A 4,350-nucleotide genomic window follows, 5' to 3' on the forward strand; every position below is an offset into this window, starting at 1 on the left:
AAGGTAATAGACACGTTAACTCCCACCTGTATATTACAGACAGCCGTTCCCGTACCCCCCCGCCCGCCCCCCCGCTCGCCGGCCGGACGGGCGGGGGGAAGTGTCACGCGGCAGGGGTGAGCGCCGGGCCGGCGAACCCCGCAGTGCGCAGGGCGTCCGCCACCGCCGCCGCGAGCAGGGCGTGTCCCGTGTCGTTCGGGTGGAGGCCGTCCGCCAGGTGCTCCGGTGCCAGCAGATCGCCGCCCGGGAGGAGCGCCAGCCGCTCGTCGCCCGCCGATACGAGGTCCCGGGCCGCGTCCTCCATGGCCCTACGCAGCTCGGCGAGCGTGGCGCCCAGGGCGTTGGGCGTCGATTCGGCGTCCGGGCGCAGTACGGGCGAGAGCAGCAGCAGCGGGGTGTCGGGGTGGCCCTGTCGTACGAGAGTGACGAACGCGCGCGTCGTCTCGTAGAGCAGGGAAGCCGAGTACGGGATCCGGGACCAGCAGTTGGTTCCGAAGGCGAGGGTGAGCAGATCGCCGGGGAGGGCCGCGAGCTGCTGTGCGGTGGGGAGTTCACCGCGTGCCGCACCCGCGTAGCCGAGGTTGACGGGATCCAGGCCGAGGGCCCGGCCGGCGGTGGCCGGCCAGGAATGGGCCGGGCGGGTCGACCACCAGCCCTCCGTGATGGAGTCGCCGTGGACGAGCCAGCGGGGCCGTACCGGCCCGGGGACCACCGTCCCGCCCACCCCGCGCAGCCCCAGGAACACGGGCGACCGGGACTCGGGCGGATGGATCGTGAACGGGCCCGTGCCGGGTGGCAGCCGGATCGTGGCCGTCCCCTCCTCGGCGGGCTCGGTGAACGACTCGTGGACACACCGGTCGCCCTGCCACAGGGCGAAGCAGTGCGCGAGATCGCGCAGGGCGTCCGTCGGGCCCGGCACCGCGGCCCGGTAGCGCACCTCGACCGCCCGCGCCCCGTCCGGCGCGATGAACTCCAGCCGTACGCCGATGGGCAGCGCCGCCCGCTCGCAGGTGTCCCACGGCAGCCGGGCCGTATCGGCCGGATCGGCACGCACCATGCGCTCACCGGCGCGCCAGGCCACCCCGCGCAGAAAGGGCCCGGGTTCGAGCCAGGGCATGTCAGGCGTCACGTCGGGCCTCCGATCGTCGGGTACGGGAACTTCACGGCCACCCCGCCGTCGACCACCAGTGTCTGACCGGTGACGTACGCGGACATGTCCGACGCGAGGAAGTGCAGGGCGCAGGCGATGTCGGAGGTCCGGGCGACCCGGCCGAGCGGGGCGTTCGCGGCATTGCGCCGACGGCCTTCCTCGCCGAGCAGCCCGGCCACCCGCGGGGTCCAGACGACCCCCGGCGCGACGGCGTTGACCCGCACCCCGCGCGGGCCGAGCTCCACGGCGGCCGACCGCACCAGCGACACCAGGCCCGCCTTGGCCGCGCCGTACGCGGCGTGCAGCGGCGCACCCGTCAGTCCCGACACCGAGGCGACGAAGACCAGCGGTCCGCCGCCGGACGCGGCGACGGCCTCGCCGCCGTACTGGACCGCGAGCCGCGCGTGCCGCAGCACGATGGTGAAATGCCAGTCCCAGGCGGCGTCGTCCAGCTCCGCGAGAGGCGCATAGCGGGCCATGCCGACGATGTCGACGACGCCGTGCACCGCGCCCAACTGCTGCCGGGCGTCAGCGAACAGGGCCTCGACAGCTGCCCGGTCGGTCACATCGCAGACGTGGGCCAGACCGGACGTCTCCGCCGCGACCGCTTCCGCCCGCTCCTTGTCGACGTCCACGCAGAGCACCCGCGCGCCGACGGCCGCCAGCGCGTGCACGGTCTGCCGGCCGATGCCGTTTCCCGCGCCGAGCACGACGAAGGCCCGGTCGTCGAGGCGGTGCAGCGCGGCGTAGTCGGGGACGGGCGAGGTGTCGGTCGAGGCGTCGGTCGAGGTGCCGGTCGAGGTGCCGGTTGAGCTGCCGGGTGGGCTGTCGGGTGAGGTGCCGGGTGCGGCGCTGCCGGTCATGACGCCGGTCGCCTCGGCTCGTACGACGCCAGCTCGGGAATGACTTCCTTCCCCAGGATCTCGATCGTCCGCAGGATCTCGCGGTGCTCCAGATACCCCCACTGGACGTAGCAGATCAGCTGATCGACGCCCAGGTCCGCGTACCGCTTGGCCTTCCGTACGATCGCCTCCGCGTCCCCGATGAGGATCATGTCGCCGTCGCTGAACTCCTGCACGGGAACGGTCCCTTCGAGGATCGGCGTCAGCAGGGGGAAGGCCTGCTCGCGCTGCGCGTCGTCGAGATGCGGAAGCTCCCATTCGAGGGTGAACCGGGCGAGATTGCCGTACCACCACGCCACGGACTCCCACACCCGTGGGCCCGGCCGGTCGGCGGCGTGCACCAGCGTGTACGCGCTGACCCGGTCCGTCGTCACATCCGTGACCGGGGACGGTGTACGCCCGGCCTGCCGGTACGCGGCGATCTGGCGGGCCATCGCCTCCAGCGGCTGCATGATCGAGAACGACAGCAGTCCGAGCCCGCTCGCGCCCGCGACCTCCGCCGAGCCCGGCGAGGTCGCCGCCATCCAGGCCGGCGGATGCGGATCCTGCACCGGCTTCGGAGTGACCATCCGCCGGGGGAACGTGAAGTGGGGCGACGCGTACGAGAAGTACTCCTCGCGCCACATGCCCGTGACGATCTCGATCGCCTCGCGCCAGTCGGCCCGCGACTGCTCGCGGTCGACACCGAACGCCGTCTGCTCCATGGGTGTGGAGCGTCCCGTGCCCCATTCGACGCGGCCGTCCGAGAGCACGTCGACGGTCGCGACCTTCTCGGCGATCCGCTGCGGCGGGGTGAAGCCGAAGGGAGTGAGGGTGACTCCGAATCCGAGTCTGATCCGCTCGGTGAGCGCTGCCAGATGGCCGAGGAGGACCTCCGGGGCGGGACAGTGCGAACGGCCCTCCCGGAAGTGGTGCTCGACGGCCCACACGGTGCGGAAGCCGACCCGGTCGGCGAGTCTGATCTGTTCGACGGCCTCGCGGTAGGCGCGCTGCTCCGCCGCGCGCTGCCCGTGGGGATGCGGTCCGTCCCACGGCCGCGGGACGTCGATCTCGTACAGCACGTCCAGATCCATACCCATCCCTCCCGTTGTCGGCGGTTCCGCGGCACCGTGCAGCAGACCTGACGAAGTGTCAATGGAGGCGTCGTGCCTGCGCCTCTGCCGTTACCGGCGGGAGCATTGCGCCACCGAGGACATGTCGCGTAGCTTGACTGCGCCTACCGGGCGGTAACCGCCGCTGGTCAGTTGTCCCGAACGTTCTGGGGAGTCCATGCGCCGGCGTTTGCGCCGTCCCACGATCCGTGGACGGATCGTGGCTCTCACCGTCCTGCCGATCGTCGCCCTGATGACGCTGTGGAGCTTCGCCATGGTGTCCGTGACGGGAGATCTGCGGGCCCTGATCCGCCTCGAGGGCATCTACGAGGCGTTCGGCACCCCGGTCGACACGGCCGTCGGGCAGATCCAGATCGAACGCCGGCTCGCCGCCGCGTATCTGGGAGCCGGGCAGCGGGCCGACGGTACGGCCGACGCCGCCGCGCTGCTGGAGCAGCAGCGCTCGACCGACCGGGCCGTCGAGGCCATGCGGGACGCGCTCGGCGACCAGGAGCGGCGCGACGATCTCTCCGCGCGGCAACGGCAGTCCCTGGACGTCATGGCCGACGCCGCCGCGCGGCTCGAAGGCCTGCGGGACCAGGTCCTCGACCGGACGATCACCTGGAACCGGGCCGTCGACGCGTACACCGCGATCGTGGAGCCGACCTTCGACGTACAGTCCACGCTCACGGCCCTGCAGGCCGGGCAGCTCGCCCGTGAGGCGCAGGTCGTGGTGGAACTGGTGCGGGTACGGGAGTTCGTGTCCCGGGAGGACGCGCTCGTGGCCGGGGCGCGTGCAGCGGGCAGCCTGACCGACAGCCAGTACGACACGCTCACCGCCACGATCGAGGACCGGCGCGTCTTCCACCGGACGTACGTCCCCGACCTCCCGGCCGACTCCCAGAAGCTGTTCACGGACTTCCGGCGCGGCGCCGAGTACCGGGCGCTGGCCTCCGGCGAGGATGCCCTGCTGCGGGCCGGTGCCGCAGGCGCGGGCCAGGCCATGGCCGCCGAATCGTGGCGGACCACGACGGACCGGGCGGTCAAGCGCTACATGCTCCTGTGCACCGAGTCGGCGCGCAACGCGGCGGAGCGCGGACGGGCCTTCGCCTACCGCGAGATGGTCAAGGCCGCCGTCGTGGGCGTCGTCGGTCTCGTCGCCGTCGGGCTGTCCGTCTGGCTCTCGGTGAGCGCGGGCCGGCGTATC

Annotated in this window: 4 protein-coding genes; 1 reads left to right on the forward strand and 3 read right to left on the reverse strand. The window is 72.5% G+C overall.

The features are described 5' to 3' along the window. Positions 1–103: 103 nt before the first annotated feature. Genes ACWGI8_RS40385 through ACWGI8_RS40395 form a run of 3 tightly spaced genes read right to left on the reverse strand, consistent with a single transcriptional unit; the run spans position 104 to position 3,125 of the window. The gene (locus tag ACWGI8_RS40385) at positions 104–1,117 is read right to left on the reverse strand and encodes a GDSL-type esterase/lipase family protein (protein WP_453668434.1); all 1,014 of its coding nucleotides are present in this window, start codon (positions 1,115–1,117) and stop codon (positions 104–106) included. An 8-nt stretch (positions 1,118–1,125) separates the two neighbouring features. After that, entirely contained in the window at positions 1,126–2,013 is an 888-nt protein-coding gene (locus ACWGI8_RS40390) for an SDR family NAD(P)-dependent oxidoreductase (protein WP_453668431.1), read from the reverse strand. Further along, positions 2,010–3,125, reverse strand: coding sequence for an LLM class flavin-dependent oxidoreductase (locus ACWGI8_RS40395; protein ID WP_453668432.1), 1,116 nt, complete (start codon positions 3,123–3,125; stop codon positions 2,010–2,012). The genes ACWGI8_RS40390 and ACWGI8_RS40395 overlap by 4 nt, the downstream gene beginning before the upstream one ends. A 238-nt stretch (positions 3,126–3,363) precedes the next feature. On the opposite strand from ACWGI8_RS40395, the gene ACWGI8_RS40400 reads away from it, so the two are divergent. Further along, a partial coding sequence (locus tag ACWGI8_RS40400; RefSeq protein ID WP_453668433.1) for a nitrate- and nitrite sensing domain-containing protein occupies positions 3,364–4,350 on the forward strand: 987 nt, incomplete at its 3' end.

This window comes from Streptomyces sp. NPDC054841, from assembly GCF_053611045.1.

Coding starts and splice junctions, on each gene's coding strand:
- ACWGI8_RS40385 (WP_453668434.1), bottom strand. CDS start 1,117: ATGCCCTGGCTCGAACCCGGGCCCTTTCTGCGCGGGGTGGCCTGGCGC.
- ACWGI8_RS40395 (WP_453668432.1), bottom strand. CDS start 3,125: ATGGATCTGGACGTGCTGTACGAGATCGACGTCCCGCGGCCGTGGGAC.
- ACWGI8_RS40390 (WP_453668431.1), bottom strand. CDS start 2,013: ATGACCGGCAGCGCCGCACCCGGCACCTCACCCGACAGCCCACCCGGC.